At 61.6% G+C, this 15,680-nt stretch carries 15 protein-coding genes; 12 read left to right on the top strand and 3 right to left on the bottom strand.

The annotated features are described in order from the left end of the window. Nucleotide 1 precedes the first annotated feature (1 nt). From CGA22_RS17345 to CGA22_RS17330, 4 genes are all read left to right on the top strand, one after another. Nucleotides 2–1,453: an NAD-dependent succinate-semialdehyde dehydrogenase gene (locus CGA22_RS17345; protein WP_041022986.1), complete on the top strand. Its 1,452-nt coding sequence runs from the start codon at nt 2–4 to the stop codon at nt 1,451–1,453. Nucleotides 1,454–1,474: 21 nt separating this feature from the next. Further along, nucleotides 1,475–1,864 (top strand): carboxymuconolactone decarboxylase family protein, encoded by a 390-nt coding sequence (locus CGA22_RS17340; RefSeq protein WP_041022985.1) that lies wholly within the window; start codon nt 1,475–1,477, stop codon nt 1,862–1,864. Nucleotides 1,865–1,945: 81 nt separating this feature from the next. Next, entirely contained in the window at nt 1,946–2,698 is a 753-nt protein-coding gene (locus CGA22_RS17335) for a GntR family transcriptional regulator (RefSeq protein WP_041022984.1), read from the top strand. 1 nt (nt 2,699) lies between these two features. Then, entirely contained in the window at nt 2,700–3,263 is a 564-nt protein-coding gene (locus CGA22_RS17330; RefSeq protein WP_041022983.1) for an NUDIX hydrolase, read from the top strand. A 233-nt stretch (nt 3,264–3,496) separates the two neighbouring features. Here the strand turns inward: CGA22_RS17330 and CGA22_RS17325 are convergent, their stop codons facing one another. Then, nucleotides 3,497–3,793: a DUF1330 domain-containing protein gene (locus CGA22_RS17325; protein WP_041022982.1), complete on the bottom strand. Its 297-nt coding sequence runs from the start codon at nt 3,791–3,793 to the stop codon at nt 3,497–3,499. An 81-nt stretch (nt 3,794–3,874) separates the two neighbouring features. Here CGA22_RS17325 and ribBA point away from each other — a divergent pair, with 81 nt between their 5' ends. From ribBA to CGA22_RS17290, 7 genes are all read left to right on the top strand, one after another. Next, nucleotides 3,875–4,984, top strand: coding sequence for a bifunctional 3,4-dihydroxy-2-butanone-4-phosphate synthase/GTP cyclohydrolase II (gene ribBA / locus CGA22_RS17320; RefSeq protein WP_041022981.1), 1,110 nt, complete (start codon nt 3,875–3,877; stop codon nt 4,982–4,984). 369 nt (nt 4,985–5,353) lie between these two features. Next, nucleotides 5,354–6,379 (top strand): ABC transporter substrate-binding protein, encoded by a 1,026-nt coding sequence (locus CGA22_RS17315; RefSeq protein ID WP_041022980.1) that lies wholly within the window; start codon nt 5,354–5,356, stop codon nt 6,377–6,379. Then, nucleotides 6,376–7,302 carry an ABC transporter permease gene (locus CGA22_RS17310; RefSeq protein ID WP_041022979.1) on the top strand — a complete coding sequence of 309 codons (927 nt, stop codon included), beginning with the start codon at nt 6,376–6,378 and terminating at the stop codon, nt 7,300–7,302. The genes CGA22_RS17315 and CGA22_RS17310 overlap by 4 nt, the downstream gene beginning before the upstream one ends. Nucleotides 7,303–7,308: 6 nt before the next feature. Further along, nucleotides 7,309–8,118 carry an ABC transporter permease gene (locus CGA22_RS17305; RefSeq protein WP_041022978.1) on the top strand — a complete coding sequence of 270 codons (810 nt, stop codon included), beginning with the start codon at nt 7,309–7,311 and terminating at the stop codon, nt 8,116–8,118. Between the two features lie 17 nt (nt 8,119–8,135). Next, complete coding sequence (locus CGA22_RS17300) at nt 8,136–9,287, top strand: ABC transporter ATP-binding protein (RefSeq protein ID WP_041022977.1); 1,152 nt, start codon at nt 8,136–8,138, stop codon at nt 9,285–9,287. Nucleotides 9,288–9,328: 41 nt separating this feature from the next. Then, complete coding sequence (locus tag CGA22_RS17295; protein ID WP_041022976.1) at nt 9,329–9,814, top strand: flavin reductase family protein; 486 nt, start codon at nt 9,329–9,331, stop codon at nt 9,812–9,814. Nucleotides 9,815–9,844: 30 nt separating this feature from the next. Next, nucleotides 9,845–10,888, top strand: coding sequence for an LLM class flavin-dependent oxidoreductase (locus CGA22_RS17290; protein WP_041022975.1), 1,044 nt, complete (start codon nt 9,845–9,847; stop codon nt 10,886–10,888). A 180-nt stretch (nt 10,889–11,068) separates the two neighbouring features. Here the strand turns inward: CGA22_RS17290 and CGA22_RS17285 are convergent, their stop codons facing one another. Further along, nucleotides 11,069–13,195, bottom strand: a complete 2,127-nt coding sequence (locus tag CGA22_RS17285; protein WP_041022974.1) for a TonB-dependent siderophore receptor — start codon at nt 13,193–13,195, stop codon at nt 11,069–11,071. A 313-nt stretch (nt 13,196–13,508) separates the two neighbouring features. On the opposite strand from CGA22_RS17285, the gene CGA22_RS17280 reads away from it, so the two are divergent. After that, on the top strand, nt 13,509–15,305 hold the full coding sequence (locus CGA22_RS17280) for a methyl-accepting chemotaxis protein (protein ID WP_041022973.1): 1,797 nt from the start codon (nt 13,509–13,511) through the stop codon (nt 15,303–15,305). A gap of 268 nt (nt 15,306–15,573) precedes the next feature. Here CGA22_RS17280 and CGA22_RS17275 read toward each other — a convergent pair. Beyond that, nucleotides 15,574–15,680: CstA-like transporter-associated (seleno)protein (locus CGA22_RS17275; protein WP_188258655.1), on the bottom strand; the 107-nt coding region annotated here is incomplete at its 5' end.

The following is a 15,680-nucleotide window of genomic DNA, read 5'->3' as shown; positions in this document are numbered from 1 at the left end:
CATGAGTCCAGCAGCCTCGCAACTGTTCCGCCAGCAGGCCTACATCGACGGCCAATGGCTGGAAGCACCCGATGGCGCCTGCCAGGAGATCTTCAACCCGGCCAATGGCGAGTTGATCGGCCGGGTGCCGAACCTGGGCGCCGAACAGGCCCGCCAGGCCATCGCCGCCGCCAACAAGGCCTGGCCGGCCTGGCGCGGGCTGATCGCCAAGGAGCGCAGCCAGATCCTCAAGCGCTGGCATGGGCTGATGCTTGAACACGCCGATGCATTGGCAGAAATCCTCACCCTCGAACAAGGCAAGCCACTGACCGAAGCCAAAGGCGAAATCCTCTACGCCGCCAGCTTCATCGAATGGTTCGCCGAAGAAGCCAAACGCATTTATGGCGACACCATCCCCAGCCACAAGGGCGATGCCCGCATCGTGGTGAGCAAGGAGCCCATCGGTGTCGTCGCGGCCATCACGCCGTGGAACTTCCCGGCGGCGATGATCACCCGCAAGGCCGGTCCCGCCCTGGCCGCTGGCTGCCCCTGCATCGTCAAGCCCGCACCGGAAACCCCCTTCTCGGCCTTGGCCATGGCGGCCCTGGCGGAGCAGGCCGGGATTCCAGCGGGGATCTTCAACGTGATCACCGGGGATGCCGTGGCCATCGGCGGCGAACTGACGGGCAGCCCGTTGGTGCGCAAGCTGTCGTTCACCGGCTCCACGGCCATCGGCAAATTGCTGATGGCCCAGTGCGCGCCGACCTTGAAGAAGGTCTCGCTGGAATTGGGCGGCAACGCCCCCTTCATCGTCTTCGACGACGCGGACCTGGAACGCGCGGTGGAGGGTGCGTTGATCGCCAAGTTCCGCAATGCCGGGCAGACCTGCGTCTGTGTCAATCGCTTCCTGGTGCAGGACGGCATTCACGATGCGTTTGTCGCTCGCCTGTCCGAGCGCGTGGCGCAATTGAAGGTCGGCAGCGGTTTCGAGGCCGGCGTCAGCCAGGGCCCGCTGATCAATGAACGGGCCGTTGCCAAGGTCGAGGACCACGTGCAGGACGCCCTCGCCCACGGTGCCCGGGTGCTCTGCGGCGGCGAACGCCATGTCCTGGGACACGGGTTCTTCCAGCCGACAGTGCTGGCCGGCGTCACGCCGCAGATGAAAGTCGCCCGGGAAGAAACCTTCGGTCCACTGGCGGCGGTCTTTCGCTTCGGCGACGAGGCCCAGGCCGTGCAGATGGCCAACGACACCGACTCCGGGCTCGCCGCCTATTGCTACACCCGCGACCTGGGCCGGGCCTGGCGCATGAGCGAGGCGTTGGAATACGGCATGGTCGGCATCAACGAAGGACTGATTTCAACCGAGGTGGCGCCGTTCGGCGGCGTCAAGACATCGGGTCTGGGGCGCGAAGGCTCCAAGTATGGCATCGAGGATTACCTTGAACTCAAATACACCCTGATGGGCGGGCTCTGAGCCCCACGGGAGACAATCGTCATGAGCAACGATAAATATGAAAAGGGCCTACAGATCCGCACCCAGGTGCTGGGCGAAGCCTATGTGAAGCGCTCCATCGAAAACGCCGACGACTTCAGCCGGCCACTGCAGGAGATGGTCACCGAATACTGCTGGGGTCACGTCTGGGGCCGTGAGGGTTTGTCGCTCAAGGAACGCAGCATGATAAACTTGGCCATGATTTCGGCCCTCAATCGACCTCACGAGCTCAAACTGCATGTACGCGGTGCCTTGCGCAATGGCCTGAGTCGTGAACAAATACGCGAAATCCTGCTTCAGGTCGGTATTTATTGCGGCGTACCCGCGGCCGTCGACAGTTTCCGGCTCGCCCGCGAAGCCTTCGCTGAAGCCGATGCCGAGGCCTCCAGTTAACCTTGGCTGTTTTCGCAAAGAGCACGTGACGATGATCGACGTGCTCTTTTTGCGTGGACAGCCACCTACAGAGCAACGCCCATGAAACGCCTGCCACTCGACGACAGCTTCAAGGTCAATCGCAACCCCGTCACCCTGCGCGAGATCGTGCTGGATAAGCTGCGTAGCGCCATCATGAACTTCCAGCTCCTGCCGGGAGATCGTCTGGTCGAGCGCGATCTGTGTGATCGCCTGGGCGTGAGTCGCACGTCGGTACGCGAGGCCTTGCGTCACCTGGAGTCCGAAGGACTGGTGGAGTTCGCCGATGCCAAGGGCCCACGGGTAGCGATCATCACCCTGAGCGATGCCGGAGACATCTATGAGCTGCGTTGCGTGCTCGAAGGGCTGATCGTCCAGCTGTTCACCCTGCGCGCCAGCGCCAAGGACATCAAGGCCCTCGAAAAGGCCCTGAAGGAAAACCGCGAGGCCCTCAAGGACGGCGAGTTGCAACAGGTGCTGGATTCGGTGCAGGGTTTCTACGACGTGCTGCTCGAAGGCTCCGGCAACCACGTGGCCGCGACCCAACTGCGCCAGTTGCAGGCGCGCATCAGCTACCTGCGGGCCACTTCGGTGTCCCAGGAAAACCGCCGCGGCGCCAGCAACCAGGAAATGGAACGCATCGTCGAGGCCATCAAGAGTGGCGATCCGCTGGCCGCCCACCAGGCTTCGGTCGACCACGTACGCGCCGCAGCCAAGGTTGCGCTGGAGTACCTCAAGCGCAAGCAGGAAGAGACCGGCGCCATTCCAGAAATCACGGTCCCCATCGCCCTGAAAGAACCCCGTATAGGACACTGACATGTTCAGCCCGAGCTTTTGTCCAAAGTGTGGCGGCAGCGACCTGAGTCAACGCCTGCCGGCGGGCGATACCCATGAGCGGCTGATGTGTGGCGGCTGCGGCTACATCCACTACGTCAACCCGAAGATCATTGCCGGCTGCATCATCGAGCAGGACGGCAAATACCTGTTGTGCCAGCGCGCCATCCCTCCACGTCCAGGCACCTGGACCCTGCCGGCCGGCTTCATGGAAGGCAACGAAACCACCGAGCAGGCGGCGCTGCGGGAAGTCTGGGAAGAAACCGGCGTGCGTGCGGAGATCGTCTCGCCCTACTCGATCTTCAGCGTGCCGAAGATCAGCGAGGTGTACATCATCTTCCGCGCCATCGCACTGGAGATCACTGGCCAGTTCGGCCCGGAAACCCTCGCCTGCCAATTCTTCGCCCCAGAGGACATTCCCTGGGACAGCATCTACTACCCAGCCATCCGCCAAATCCTCGAACGTTACATCGAGGAGCGCCAGGCCGGGGTCTATGGCATTTACATCGGCAACGACGACAGCGGCAAGATCCACTTCATCCGTTGACCCCTTTGTGGGAGCAACTGTCTTACCTTTGCTGCCTGTATCCACGTTTGACTGTGCCACCGCTATCGCGAGCAAGCTCGCTCCCACAGAGTTCGATGCCATACACAAACCTTGCACACACCACAAATCCACTGTGGGAGCGAGCCTGCTCGCGATGGCGGTCTGTCATTCGACCTCGCAGCGACTGAACCACCGCTATCGCTCCTACAGGTAGGTGACGCAACCATCAGTGCCTACAGGGGCGGCACGCCCTCGACGATGATCACTTCGGCCCGGGCCACGTCCGTGCGATGGCGCTTGGCCTCCTGGTATTGCGGCGAGTGATAACAGGCCAGCGCCTGCTCGTAGGAATCGAATTCGATCACCACGCTACGCTGCGGCGTGGCCCTGCCCTCCATCGCCTCGCTACGCCCGCCCCGGGCCAGCATCCGACCGCCGTACAAGGCAAACGCCGCCGGAGCCCGTTGGGTGTATTGGCTATATTGATCAGCGTCGGTGACATCCACATGAGCAATCCAGTACGCCTTCATAGTGACCTCTCGGGTTAATTTGTATTATGGTATACCACAAGCTGTTTCCATCATGCATCCCTCCGAACAAAGAGAGCCCACATGGCCTTTAACAGTATTCAAGAAATCATCGAAGACTACCGCCAGGGCAAGATGGTATTGCTGGTGGACGACGAGGACCGGGAAAACGAAGGCGACCTGCTGCTGGCCGCCGACTGCTGCAGCGCCGAGGCCATCAGCTTCATGGCCCGGGAAGCCCGTGGGCTGATCTGCCTGACCTTGACCGACGAACACTGCCAGCGCCTGGGACTCGAACAGATGGTGTCGAGCAATGGCAGTGTCTTCAGCACGGCGTTCACCGTGTCCATCGAGGCCGCCACGGGCGTGACCACCGGCATCTCCGCCGCCGACCGGGCACGCACCGTGGCCGCGGCCGTCGCCGCCGAGGCCGGTCCCAGCGATATCGTGCAGCCGGGGCATATCTTCCCGTTGCGCGCCCGGGAAGGTGGCGTCCTGACCCGCGCCGGGCATACCGAAGCCGGTTGCGACCTGGCGCGCCTGGCCGGGTTCACACCGGCGTCAGTAATCGTCGAAGTGATGAACGATGACGGCACCATGGCCCGCCGCCCGGACCTTGAAGTGTTCGCCCGCAAACACGGGATCAAGATCGGCACCATCGCCGACCTGATCCACTATCGCCTGAGCACCGAACACACGGTGGTACGCATCGGTGAACGGGAACTGCCCACCGTGCACGGCACCTTCCGACTGTTCACCTTTGAAGACCGGATCGAGGGCGGCGTACACATGGCAATGGTCATGGGCAACATTCGTCGGGAAGAACCGACCCTGGTACGGGTCCACGTCATCGACCCGCTGCGGGATCTTGTGGGCGCCGAATACAACGGTCCGTCCAACTGGACACTCTGGGCGGCCCTGCAACGGGTCGCCGAAGAAGGTTGCGGTGTTGTGGTGGTACTGGCCAACCACGAATCCTCCCAGGCGTTGCTCGAGCGCGTGCCACAACTCACCCAGCCACCACGCCAGTTCAGCCGTTCCCAATCGCGCATCTATTCGGAAGTCGGGACCGGGGCGCAGATCCTCCAGGACCTGGGCGTCGGCAAGCTGCGCCACCTGGGACCGCCACTCAAGTATGCCGGTTTGACGGGGTACGACCTGGAGGTGGTGGAGAGCATTCCGTTCACCGGATAAATCCGAAGTCACACCAAAACCCTGTGGGAGCGAGCCTGCTCGCGATAGCTGACTGACATTCGGCTTTGCAGTGATTGAACAACCGCTATCGCGAGCAGGCTCGCTCCCACAGGCCGGTGACTGCCTGGAAAAAAAATCACAAGAAAATCTGCCTCGGACAGATAGCCGGTACGGCAAAATGCTTGCAGAAAGTTTGGAATACCATAATATGATATTCCATAGACCGAACGCTTCAGCCAAGTGCACCCGGCAGGGAAAGCACAGCCATCCAGCCCTTGGCCCGGTCCTGCAAAGCCAGATGGACCTATAGCTCCCGATAAGCGGGCACACACAAGCCCGCTCAATAAACACAACAATGAGGGCGTGAAAATGGTGTTGAAGAAAAGCGCAGTTGCCATTCTTTTTGCTGGCTTGCTAGGTGTCACCAGCCAGGCGACGATGGCGGCCGAAAGCGTCAACTTTGTCAGCTGGGGCGGCAGTACCCAGGATGCACAGAAACAGGCCTGGGCCGACCCGTTCAGCAAAACCACCGGCATCACTGTTGTCCAGGATGGCCCGACCGACTACGGCAAGCTCAAGGCCATGGTCGAGAGCGGCAACGTGCAGTGGGACGTGGTTGACGTCGAGGCTGACTTTGCCTTGCGCGCCGCCGCTGAAGGCCTGCTCGAGCCTCTGGACTTCTCGGTCATCCAGCGCGACAAGATCGACCCGCGCTTCGTCTCCGACCACGGCGTAGGTTCCTTCTACTTCTCCTTCGTCCTCGGCTACAACGAAGGCAAGCTCGGTGCCGGCAAGCCACAGGACTGGTCCGCGCTGTTCGACACCAAGACCTACCCCGGCAAACGCGCCCTGTACAAATGGCCGAGTCCTGGCGCGCTTGAACTGGCCCTGCTGGCCGACGGCGTCCCTCAGGACAAGCTCTATCCCCTGGACCTGGATCGCGCCTTCAAGAAACTCGACACTATCAAGAAAGACATCGTCTGGTGGGGCGGCGGTGCCCAGTCCCAGCAACTGCTCGCATCCGGTGAAGCCAGCCTCGGTCAGTTCTGGAACGGCCGGATTTATGCGCTGCAACAGGACGGCGCGCCGGTGGGCGTGAGTTGGAAGCAGAACCTGGTCATGGCCGACATCTTGGTCGTGCCGAAGGGCTCGAAGAACAAGGCCGCCGCCATGAAGTTCCTGGCCAACTCCAGCAGTGCCAAAGGCCAGGCCGACTTCTCCAATCTGACCGCTTATGCGCCGGTCAACGTCGATAGCGTCGCGCGCCTGGATTCGGTGCTCGCTCCCAACCTGCCGACCGCCTACGCCAAGGATCAGATCACGCTCGATTTCGCGTACTGGGCCAAGAACGGTCAGGACATCGCGACACGGTGGAACGAATGGCTGGTCAAATGAAAATGTCGGCCACGACAACCCGGCACACCGGGAGCGCTCCTGGCGCTGTCGGTGTGGCAACCGCCAAGGCCGCGACAGCTCCGTCGCTGGCCCAACGCTGGCGCGGGGCCGGTAACCTGGCTCCTGCCCTGCTGTTCCTTGGCCTGTTTTTCCTGGCGCCGCTGATCGGACTGCTGTTGCGGGGCGTGCTGGAGCCGGTGCCCGGGTTGGGCAATTACGAGCAATTGTTCGCCAACTCCGCCTATACCCGAGTGCTGCTCAATACCTTTTCGGTGGCCGGCCTGGTGACGCTGTTCAGTTTGCTGCTGGGCTTTCCCCTGGCCTGGGCCATCACCCTGGTGCCCCGCGGCTGGGGTCGCTGGATCCTGAACATCGTGCTGCTGTCGATGTGGACCAGCCTGCTGGCCCGGACCTACTCCTGGCTCGTGCTCTTGCAGGCCTCCGGCGTGATCAACAAGGCGCTGATGGCCCTGGGGATCATCGACCAGCCGCTGGAAATGGTGCACAACCTCACCGGCGTGGTGATCGGAATGAGCTACATCATGATCCCGTTCATCGTCCTGCCGTTGCAGGCCACCATGCAGGCCATCGACCCGATGATCCTGCAAGCCGGCTCGATCTGCGGTGCCAGCCCCTGGACCAACTTCTTCCGGGTGTTCCTGCCGCTGTGCCGGCCAGGGCTGTTTTCCGGTGGCCTGATGGTCTTCGTGATGTCCCTGGGTTACTACGTCACCCCGGCGCTGCTCGGCGGTGCGCAGAACATGATGCTGCCCGAGTTCATCATCCAGCAGGTGCAATCGTTCCTCAACTGGGGCCTGGCGAGCGCCGGTGCCGCGTTGCTGATCGTCATCACGCTGGTGCTGTTCTACTTCTACCTGAAGCTTCAGCCGGAATCCCCGGTTGGCGCCAGTAACGCGAGGTAAATCGTCATGCTCCTGACTCCCAATGCCATGAGCCGACGCATGCGCTTCGGTCTGTACTTCACGACCGGGTTGATCGGGCTGTTCCTGCTGTTGCCGATCGTGTTCATCGTGCTGCTGTCGTTCGGCTCATCCCAGTGGCTGGTCTTCCCGCCACCGGGCTGGACATTCAAATGGTACGGCCAGTTCTTCTCCAATCCCGACTGGATGAGCGCCGCGCTGGCCAGCCTCAAGGTTGCGGTGCTGACCACGATCTGCGCCGTAGCCCTGGGCCTGCCTACCGCGTTTGCCCTGGTGCGTGGTCGGTTTCCGGGACGGGAAATGCTCTATGGCCTGTTCACCCTGCCGATGATCGTGCCGCTGGTGATCATCGCCGTGGCGGTGTACGCGCTGTTTCTCAAACTGGGCTACACCGGCACGATGTTCGCGTTCGTGGTCAGCCATGTGATTGTCGCGTTGCCGTTCACCATCATCTCGATCATCAACTCGTTGAAGCTGTTCGACCAGTCCATCGAAGACGCCGCCGTGATCTGCGGCGCCTCGCGACTGCAAGCGGTGTTCAAGGTCACCTTCCCGGCCATTCGCCCGGGCATGATCGCCGGCGCCCTGTTCGCGTTCCTGGTGTCGTGGGACGAGGTGGTGCTGAGCGTGATGATGGCCAGCCCGACCCTGCAAACCCTGCCTGTAAAGATGTGGACCACCCTGCGCCAGGACCTGACGCCTGTGATCGCCGTCGCTTCGACGCTGCTGATCGGCCTCTCGGTATTGGTGATGGTGATCGCCGCCGCCCTGCGCCGGCGCAATGAAATCAGCGCCTGAGCGCCTAGGAGAACCCGATGAGTGCCGTCAAAGCCCCCGCACAACAAAACAACAAGACCCTGGTCAGCCTGCGCAACCTGAACAAGCACTACGGCGACTTTGCCGCCGTCGACGATATCGCCCTGGAGATCCAGGACGGTGAGTTCCTGACCTTCCTCGGCTCCAGCGGCTCGGGCAAGAGCACCACGCTGTCGATGCTGGCCGGTTTTGAAACCCCCAGCAGCGGCGAAATCCTGGTGGACGGCAAATCCCTGGTCAACGTCCCACCACACAAGCGCGACATCGGCATGGTGTTCCAACGCTACTCGCTGTTTCCGCATCTGTCGGTGCGCGACAACATCGCCTTCCCGCTGGCGATCCGCAAACTGGCGCCGGCCGAGCGCGACCGTCGCGTCGATGCCATGCTCAAGCTGGTGCAGCTGGAGCAGTTTGCCCATCGCCGCCCTTCGCAACTCTCCGGCGGCCAGCAGCAACGGGTCGCCATCGCCCGGGCGCTGGTCTATGAACCACGGATCCTGCTGATGGACGAACCCCTCGGTGCCCTGGACAAAAAGCTCCGTGAAGACCTGCAGGATGAACTGCGCCAGTTGCACCGGCGCCTGGGGATCACCATCGTCTACGTGACCCACGACCAGGAAGAAGCCATGCGCCTGTCCCAGCGCATCGCCATTTTCAGCCACGGCAAGATCGTCGGCCTGGGCACCGGCTACGACCTCTACCAGAACCCGCCGAATGCCTTTGTCGCGTCGTTCCTGGGCAACTCCAACTTCCTCAAGCTCAAGGCCCAGGGCAATGCGGCGGCCACCTTCGAAGGTCAGTCGCTGTCGATCCGCCTGACCGCCGGCCTGCAAACCGACCAGGATGTGCTGCTGATGGTACGCCCGGAAAAGGCGGTGGCCCTGAGCAACGAACAGGCCGCTCAAGCGCCCTTGGCAGCGGGCTGGAATGAAGTCTCGGCCAAGGTCGTCGAAGTGCTGTTCCTCGGCGAAAGCCAGACCTGCAGCGTAGTGACCTCCGGCGGCACCGCCATGACCGTCAAGGCTCTTTCCGCCACCGGCATGCCGCTCAAGGCCGGCGATCCGGTGCGTGTGCGCTGGGCCACCGCCGATGCCTGTGTCTACACCCAGTGGGCCGAGAGCGACCTGAACAAAGCCGCCGGTGCTCATTGATGAACACGGCGTCATTACCGCCTGCGTACGAGGACTGCTAAATGATTGATGCCAATGTTTACAAACAAGTCATGGGCTCGTTTCCGTCCGGCGTGACGGTCATCACCACCCTTGATGACGATGGGCAGATCGTCGGCCTCACCGCCAGCGCCTTCAGCTCGTTGTCGATGGACCCGGCCCTGGTGTTGTTCTGCCCCAACTACAGCTCCGATTCCTACCCGGTGCTGATCCGCAACAAGCGCTTCGCCATCCATCTGCTCTCCGGCGGGCAACAGAACGAAGCCTATGCGTTCGCCCGCAAAGGCAAGGACAAGGCCCAGGGCATCGAATGGACCCTGAGTGAGCTGGGCAACCCCTTGCTGGGCAATGCCACCGCCATCATCGAATGCGAGCTGTGGCGTGAATACGAAGGCGGCGACCACGCCATCATGGTCGGCGCCGTGAAGAACCTGATCGTGCCGCAACACACCCAGGGCCCGCTGGTTTATTGCCACGGAAAGATGGGCGCCCTGCCCGTCCTCGCCTGAACCGATCGTCAATCATCAAGAGATAGCGCCATGAAATTTTCCCTGTTCGTACACATGGAGCGCTGGGACGAAAGCGTCAGCCATCGCCAGTTGTTCGAAGACCTGACCGAACTGACCCTGATGGCCGAGGCCGGCGGCTTCAGCACCGTCTGGATCGGCGAACACCACGCCATGGAATACACCATCTCACCCAGCCCGATGCCGCTGCTGGCTTATCTGGCGGCCAGGACCTCCACCATCCATCTGGGCGCCGGCACCATCATCGCGCCGTTCTGGCACCCGCTGCGGGCAGCCGGTGAATGCGCACTGCTGGACGTGATCAGCAACGGCCGCATGGAAGTCGGCCTGGCCCGTGGCGCTTACCAGGTCGAATTCGACCGCATGGCCGGCGGCATGCCAGCCGCTTCCGGCGGCCAGGCACTGCGGGAGATGGTTCCGGCGATACGGGCACTGTGGCAAGGCGACTACGCCCATGACGGCGACATCTGGAAGTTCCCGACCTCCACCAGCGTGCCCAAGCCGATCCAGAAGCCGAACCCGCCCATGTGGATCGCTGCACGCGACCCGGACTCCCACAACTTCGCAGTCGCCAACGGCTGTAACGTCATGGTGACGCCGTTGATGAAGGGTGACGAAGAAGTCCTCGACCTGAAGAACAAATTCCAGGCGGCCCTGGACAACAACCCCGATGTGCCGCGCCCGCAACTCATGGTGCTGCGTCACACCCATGTGCACTCGGAGGACAATCCCGAAGGCTGGAAAGTCGGGGCCAAGGCCATCGCGAAGTTCTACCGCACCTTCGATGCCTGGTTCGGCAACAAGGAAACCCCGGTCAATGGCTTCCTGGCGCCAAGCCCGGAAGAAAAATTCGCCGGCCGCCCGGAATTCGAACTGGAGAGCCTGCACAAGACCGCCATGATCGGTACCCCGGAAGAAATCATTCCACGCATCAAGTACTACCAGGCACTGGGCGTCGACGAGTTCAGCTTCTGGTGCGACAACAGCCTGCCCCATGCGGAGAAGAAGAAATCCCTGGAGTTGTTCATCAAGCACGTGGTGCCAGCGTTTCGGTGACCGTGCCGGCTAGTCGGACCGCTATCGCGAGCAGGCTCGCTCCCACAGGGGGTTCATGGTGAACACAGGTTAAGTGCACACCTGCGCCCCATGTGGGAGCGAGCCTGCTCGCGACGGCGACCAGAAAGAAAAGACAAAAATGCCCGGACATGAAGGTCCGGGCATTTTTTGCTTCTAGGATCAGAACGTCACACTGGCACTCAGGCGCGCGTTACGCGGTTCCCCGACGGCGACCTGCAGCTGGCTACCGGTGGAGGACGGGTAGTACTGCTTGTCGAACAGGTTGTCGACGTTCAGTTGCAGCGACGTCTTGTACCCCAGCACTGGCGCCTCCCAACGCAGGAAGGCATCGGCCACGGTGTAGCTGCTCAACCAGAAATCATTGGCATTGTTGGCCGCGCGCTCGCCGACGTAGCGAGCGCCGCCACCGGCGTGCCAGGCGCCGAATTCGGCGGGGACGTTCAGGTGGTGCGACAGGTAGAGGCTGGCGGTGTGCTTCGGCGCGTCGGCCAGGCGATGGCCTTCGTCGTCCGGGTCGTCGAGGATTTCCGTGTGGGTGTAGGCGTAGGTGCCGATCAGGTCCCAGCGCTCGGACAGGCGCCCGGTAATGTCCAGTTCCAGGCCTTGGGAGCCGACTTTGCCAGCGGCTTCCGCCAGGGTCACGCCGCCGACCGTGGAGGACGTCACGACGTTTTTCTTCACGATATCGAACAGCGCGAGGTTGATGTTCAAGCCTGGCAGCGGATCATACTTGGCACCTACTTCGTAGCTGCGCCCCTCCTCCGGATCGAAGGTATTACCGGCATCGTCCACGGTGTCATTCGGCTTGAACGAGCGACTGTAGTTACCGTAGAGCGACAACGTGTCGGCAGCTTTGTAGACCAGGCCGAGGAACGGCACGAAGGCATCGCCGTTGTCGTCGCGATTCACTCTGTAACTGCTGCCCAGTCCTTGATCGCCGTACTGGTCGTAATGTTGGTAGCGCCCACCGAAGACCAGGATCCAGCGGTCATCGAGGTGCCAATTGTCCTTCAGGTACAAGGAGCTGGAAGTCAGCTCGTTGCGCAAATCGCTTTGGGCGGCACTGACCAGGCTAGGCTCGGGCAAGTTGCCATAGACCGGTGAAGTGATATCGAAACCACCGCGTACCGCGTTGCGGTAGGTCTTCCCGCGATACTGATCGGATACCTGGTTATCAGCACCGATCAACAGATCGTGACGCTGACCGAGCAGCTCTTGTTTACCGATGAAATCCCAACTCGCATAACGGGTTTCATCATCGTAATGGGCACCGTTGGCTGCCCGACGCAACGTATTGCCTGTCAACGTATTGGGCTGCGCAATCGAAAGACTGTACCGATCATTGTTCCAACCATAAGTCACTCGAGTCTTCCATGCCTCGCTCAACTCATACTCGAAACGCGCCGTCGCCGTCTCGCGAATCCCCACGCTCTTGGCCCAGCGTTCGTCGAGGCGCTTGTCATAATCAATATCCGCCGGATGCCCATTGGTGAACACCGTCCCCCGGTCAAATGGGTTGGAATATTCGTTGTACTCATAGCTCAGGTTCAACGAAGCCCGCTCACCGGTCCAGGCCAGGGACGGTGCGACCAGCGTGCTTTCATTCACACCGTAGTTGCGCCAGTAATCTTCATGACCGCGCTCGGCAATCAGTCGATACGCCAGCCCGGTATCGCCCACCGGCCCGGTGGTGTCCACGGCCATGGTGCCTCCGCCTTCGCTATAGGCCGAGCCGCTTAGCGTGGTGCTTTGGGTGTATTCAGGCTTTTTGCTGATGACGTTGATCAGGCCGCCAGGCTCCAGTGCGCCGTACAGCATCGAAGCCGGGCCCTTGAGCACTTCGACCCGTTCGGTGGTGGCGCTGAAGTTGTGCCCCAGGTTCGAACGCACGCCGTCGCGCAGGATCGAGCCATCGTCGTTGGTGCCAAAACCACGCTTGATCAGCGAGTCCCGCGAACCACCCAGGGTATTGCCCTGGCTGACGCCACTGACGAACTTCATCGCGTCGCCCAGGGAGCGCACCTGATAATCGTCCAGCGTCTGCTGGGTCACCACATTGATCGATTGCGCCTCTTCCTTGATCGGTACGTCGCTTTTGCTCGCCGTGCTGGCCTGCGACGCCGTGTAACCCTCATCTTGGGTGATGCGGCTGCCCTGGATGTCCGTGGTGGGCAGCTCGAGTACGTCCTGGGCCCGCAGCGGGCTTGCGATGAAGCAGCAGGACAAAGTCGGCAATACATACTTGATGAAGACGTTGCGATTCGCAGGAGGGGTGGAACGATTCAAGACGCAGCACTCACAGGGGGGACGTTAATGCGAGCGAATATACTTTGAGAATGATTCCCAGTAAATCTTTTCCAGGATCTTATTGCCGCGGCGAACCCCTGTGGGAGCGAGCCTGCTCGCGATGGCGGCGTATCAGTCACACCCTGTTTGGATGTGACACCCTCATCGCGAGCAGGCTCGCTCCCACAGATTCTCCGTACACCAAACAAACAAAGTGGCCAAAGTGATATCAAAACGCCCCAACGCACTAAAGCTTTGTCCCTCGCGGTCGAATGTATTCCATTGAGAGATTTTTTTGCCCAGGAGCTATGGCATGCAGACGTTGAAGGCTTTGTACGAGTCCATCGAAATGCAATTTTTCGATACGCTCACCAAGAAACTCTCGAGCCTTTTCCTGCTGGTCGCCGTCAGTGGGTTGTTGTACTGGGTTGCCCTTAGCGCCCGTAGCGACATCATGTTGCAGTTGCGTAACGCGCAACTCGACGCCGCCCTGCTGGGGCAGATCGAGGGCCGGCTCGACAGCCTGGCCCAGGCCCTGCTGTTCGGTGCGCTCCTGACGCTGGGCATGATCAGCTTCATGGTCTGGTACTTTCGCCACCTCATTGTGCGCCCTGTCAGCGCCATGACCCGGGCACTGGAGGAGATCGCCAACGGCGAAGGCGATCTTTCCAGGGACCTGCCGTTGGTGACCCATGACGAAATCCGCGTGTTGGCCAGCACCTGCAACCGTTTCCTCGCCAAGCAGCGGGAAATCATCAGTAACGTCCAGGCGCTCACTGTGCACATCGCCGTCGAGTCGGCGCGCTCGCTCAAGAACATCAGCGACTCCAGCGACAGTGCCACCCACCAGGCACGTTTCGCCAAGGAAGTGATGGAGCAGAGCAACTCCGCCGTGGACCGCATCGAAGAGGTCTCGCGCCAGACCCAGGGCATCTCCGGGACCACCGCGCAGAACCTGAGCATGGCCCGCGATTCCTATGCCGAGCTGCTGGAAGTGACCGGCAACATTGGCGAAATTGCCGGCAGCCTCAGTGAGTTCACCACCCTGGTGGGGGCCTTGAACCAGCGTTCCTCGAGCATCAAGTCCATCGTCGGGCTGATCCAGCAGATCTCTGCCCAGACCAACCTGTTGGCCCTCAACGCCGCCATCGAAGCCGCCCGTGCCGGCGAGAGCGGCCGGGGTTTCGCCGTGGTGGCCGACGAAGTGCGGACCCTGGCGCAGAACGTCAGCCGGGCCACGGACGACATCTCGCGCAACATCGACGCCATGCTCGAAGAAGTCGGCTCCACCCATGAACAGACCACTCAAATCAGCCACAGCGCCCGGGAAACCCAAAAAGTCGTGGAGCGTGCCTCCGGCCATTTCGAGAGCATGATCGTCGACTTCGAATCCACCAGCGGCAAGCTGGCCGATATCGCCGATCATATCCAGCAGTTTGCCGATGCCAACACCGGCATCAACGAACGGGTCACCCAGATCCACGCCGACAGCCAGTCGATCGACCAGCGCATGCAGCATTCGGCGACCGCCACCCGTGACCTGTCTGGAGTCGCTGAAAAGGTGCAAGCGTTGCTGGGCCGGTTCGTGCTCGGCCACGGCAAGCTGGATGCCGCCATCACCCGGGCCAGCCAATGCCGCGACCTCCTCCAGGTACGCTTGGAGGCGTTGCAACGCGAAGGCCTCAACCTGTTCGACCAGAATTACCAGTTGGTTCCCGGCACTGATCCCAAGCAGTACATGACCGGCTACACCGAACGCTTTGCCCAGGTCTGCCAGGAAGCCTGCGACGCCCTCACCCGCAGCACACCGGGCGGCAAGGTCTCATTCATCGTCGACACCAAGGGCTACTGCCCGGTGAACAACAGCTGGGTCTCGAAGCCCCCCACCGGCGACCGCGCCGTCGACTTGCCGGTGTGTCGCAACAAACGCATCTTCAACGACCCGATCGGCCTGCGCGCGGCGGGCAACGTCCAACGCTTCCTGCTCCAGACCTACCTGCGCGATACCGGGGAAATCATGACCGAGATCGACGTCCCGTTCTTCTTCAGCGGCCGCCACTGGGGCAACCTGCGGGTGGGGTTCGATGCCGCGGTGTTGTTGGCAGAGTGAGCGTGAGTCGGCAAGAAACATCGTGGGAGCAAGCCTGCTCGCGATGACGGTGGGTCAGCCGACATCTTCATCACTGACCCGACGCCATCGCGAGCAGGCTCGCTCCCACAAAGAATCGGTAGCGAACACAGAACCTGAGGTTGCCCAAAAACAACTGTGGGAGCGAGGCTTGCCCGCGATGCAGGCGCCTCGGTCTACAGTAATACCGAGGCGATGCTATCGCGGGCAAGCCTTGCTCCCACAGGGGGTTTACCTCAGGGCTGCCGGGTCAACAGCACTTCGGCCCACCCTTGCCACCGTAACGGGCCTCCTGGCGTTCGCGGAAGAACGCCTCGTAGTCCATCACCGGTTTGTCCGGGTGCTTGGTTTGCATGT

The organism is Pseudomonas sp. PSB18 (genome assembly GCF_014596565.1).
In the GTDB taxonomy this organism is placed as follows: Bacteria; Pseudomonadota; Gammaproteobacteria; order Pseudomonadales; family Pseudomonadaceae; genus Aquipseudomonas.
Note: the sequence above shows the minus strand (reverse complement) of the source record. Positions and strands in the feature narration are given on the sequence as shown.

Coding starts and splice junctions, on each gene's coding strand:
- CGA22_RS17335 (WP_041022984.1), top strand. CDS start 1,946: ATGAAACGCCTGCCACTCGACGACAGCTTCAAGGTCAATCGCAACCCC.
- CGA22_RS17300 (WP_041022977.1), top strand. CDS start 8,136: ATGAGTGCCGTCAAAGCCCCCGCACAACAAAACAACAAGACCCTGGTC.
- CGA22_RS17305 (WP_041022978.1), top strand. CDS start 7,309: ATGCTCCTGACTCCCAATGCCATGAGCCGACGCATGCGCTTCGGTCTG.
- CGA22_RS17315 (WP_041022980.1), top strand. CDS start 5,354: ATGGTGTTGAAGAAAAGCGCAGTTGCCATTCTTTTTGCTGGCTTGCTA.
- CGA22_RS17295 (WP_041022976.1), top strand. CDS start 9,329: ATGATTGATGCCAATGTTTACAAACAAGTCATGGGCTCGTTTCCGTCC.
- CGA22_RS17290 (WP_041022975.1), top strand. CDS start 9,845: ATGAAATTTTCCCTGTTCGTACACATGGAGCGCTGGGACGAAAGCGTC.
- ribBA (WP_041022981.1), top strand. CDS start 3,875: ATGGCCTTTAACAGTATTCAAGAAATCATCGAAGACTACCGCCAGGGC.
- CGA22_RS17280 (WP_041022973.1), top strand. CDS start 13,509: ATGCAGACGTTGAAGGCTTTGTACGAGTCCATCGAAATGCAATTTTTC.
- CGA22_RS17340 (WP_041022985.1), top strand. CDS start 1,475: ATGAGCAACGATAAATATGAAAAGGGCCTACAGATCCGCACCCAGGTG.
- CGA22_RS17345 (WP_041022986.1), top strand. CDS start 2: ATGAGTCCAGCAGCCTCGCAACTGTTCCGCCAGCAGGCCTACATCGAC.
- CGA22_RS17310 (WP_041022979.1), top strand. CDS start 6,376: ATGAAAATGTCGGCCACGACAACCCGGCACACCGGGAGCGCTCCTGGC.
- CGA22_RS17330 (WP_041022983.1), top strand. CDS start 2,700: ATGTTCAGCCCGAGCTTTTGTCCAAAGTGTGGCGGCAGCGACCTGAGT.
- CGA22_RS17325 (WP_041022982.1), bottom strand. CDS start 3,793: ATGAAGGCGTACTGGATTGCTCATGTGGATGTCACCGACGCTGATCAA.